Here is a 1,991-nt window from a genome sequence, read left to right as displayed (position 1 = left end):
GTTACTATTTCCTGAAGGAGTATATTATAAATGAGGCATTTCGAACCGGAAAAACTAATGCGGCATTTTCGCTATTTGCAAGCCTGAACATCATTACGGGAGGAAATAAAAAAGGACAGGATAGCATTTATGCTATCCTGTCCCGTCAAGTCGGGATGACTGGATTCGAACCAGCGGCCTCTTCGTCCCGAACGAAGCGCGCTACCGGGCTGCGCTACATCCCGTTGGAGCGGCTAAATTATAAATCTTTTTGTTTCCTGCAAATTTTCCTGCAAATTTTCTTGTTGTACCCATATACAACAAGATTGCCGGCTCAAAACAATTCTGCCCACCCGCCTTCAGTTATCCCGAAAAACAGCACAGCCCAAGTAACGCCAATAATCACATATAGGTAATGAACGCCGCTGGCAGCAACCTGGTGCAGGTCACTACCAGCGACGAGGTAGAGGCGGCGGTAAATAAAGGCGCTGATAAAAGTGTTATCCCCCTGGTACGCAAAGGAGAAACGGTGCCGGAAGCCTCCAGCGGGGGCTTGCCTGGCGCTGATGCGGAAACACCCCTCACAATCTTTTAAAGACCCGGACACCTGATAGCTGTACAGCTGTTGTATCAGGATGATCCGATCTCAGATTTGAAATATACAGATTGTCTACATCGTCGGCAATCACCGGTATGCGTGGATCTGTGACCTGTGAACGGAGCGTAACATTATGCAGGGAAATATCGTTTACATGCCGGATAAAGAAGCCGGAACTAGGCAGGTTCTTCCATCTGTCTGGCGCGGGATACTCCTTCTCCAGCTCAGGCACTTTCGATGCATCGCTGATATATTCTCCCGGCTTAAGGTTCCCGTGGTTTACTATACGTATATTGTTCAACGTTATATTCTCTATCGGGGAGCCTGGTATACCGGTAATGGAAGAGGAATAATTACCTGCGTTGTATACATTTATGTCCGACAGGAAAATATTGCGCATTTTCCCACGGGGAGGTTCGGGGGCTTCATCGGTATGTTTACGCGCCCGGTTGCCAAGTCTCACATAAACAGGACATGCCGTTCCCTCTATAATAATATTACTCACGGTAATACCATCCATTATTCCTCCGTCTACAATTTCAAGTGCAATGCCTACCTGTCCTATGCGGGGTGTTCTGAACACCGGTTCGGTGGGACATACAGAGGGTCTTACGATACAATTGCTGATCAGGATATTCTTAAAGCCGCCGGTCGATTCTGTGCCGCATTTAATGGCAGCGCAAAAACTGCTTATTATACAATTGGTGATAGCAACATCTTCCGATGGCGCCGCACCGGTACTTTTAAGGGTAATACCATCATCATCGGAATCCATGATGCTGTTGGATAACATCACATGCCGGCACCCGTCTATATCAATTCCGTCGTTATTTCTATTGCTATGGTTATAAACGCGGATATTATTGATGATCACGTTTTCGCAATTGAGATAATGCTGGTTCCACATGCCGGAGCTCTCCATGGTTATATCCTGAACAGAAATTTTCCGACACGATATGAACAGGATATTCCTTGGTCTTCCATCCCGGTCTTCATTCACTGCCCCCGGCAATACGGGGCGTGGTACCTGTTTGGCGCCCTGGCCGTTGATAGTGCCAAAACCGCATATACCAATGTTGCTGGCGCCTTCGGCATAGATCAGTGCATACCAGCCGCCGGGATCTTTCTGGGAGCGGTATGCCGGCTGTTTCTGACGGGGAAAATCCCGGTGGTCGGTACTGGCGTATAAAACAGCCCCCCGTTCCAGGAAGAGCGCTACATTATCCTTTAAGGTGATACTGCCGCTTTTAAAATTACCGGGGGGGATAATGACCCTTCCCCCACCGGCTTTAAAACAGGCTTCAACGGCTTTATTAATAGCGGATGTACTCAGCTTAACGGTGTCATTGGTTGCACCGAAATCGAGTATATTAAAATCATTGCCTTTCGCGTGAATGGAGAGCAAGGCAGCTGA

General features: G+C 47.9%; 2 protein-coding genes and 1 tRNA gene. 1 reads left to right on the top strand and 2 read right to left on the bottom strand.

Annotation, left to right across the window (positions count from 1 at the left end; genetic code table 11):
- Nucleotides 1-150: 150 nt before the first annotated feature.
- A tRNA-Pro gene (locus tag VN105_RS07775) sits at nucleotides 151-224 on the bottom strand.
- 170 nt (nucleotides 225-394) lie between these two features.
- On the opposite strand from VN105_RS07775, the gene VN105_RS07770 reads away from it, so the two are divergent.
- Nucleotides 395-574, top strand: a complete 180-nt coding sequence (locus VN105_RS07770) for a hypothetical protein (protein WP_325639568.1) — start codon at nucleotides 395-397, stop codon at nucleotides 572-574.
- On the opposite strand, the gene VN105_RS07765 is transcribed toward VN105_RS07770, so the two are convergent.
- Nucleotides 561-1,991, bottom strand: a 1,431-nt coding sequence (locus VN105_RS07765) for a glycoside hydrolase family 28 protein (protein ID WP_325639566.1), incomplete at its 5' end; no start/stop codon positions are given. The genes VN105_RS07770 and VN105_RS07765 overlap by 14 nt on opposite strands.

Source organism: Chitinophaga sp., from assembly GCF_035564935.1.
In the GTDB taxonomy this organism is placed as follows: Bacteria; Bacteroidota; Bacteroidia; order Chitinophagales; family Chitinophagaceae; genus Chitinophaga.
This window is presented reverse-complemented; position numbering and strand designations above follow the sequence as displayed.

What these genes read in the sequence shown, in the direction of transcription:
- VN105_RS07770 (WP_325639568.1), top strand. Translation starts at nt 395, where the DNA reads ATGAACGCCGCTGGCAGCAACCTGGTGCAGGTCACTACCAGCGACGAG.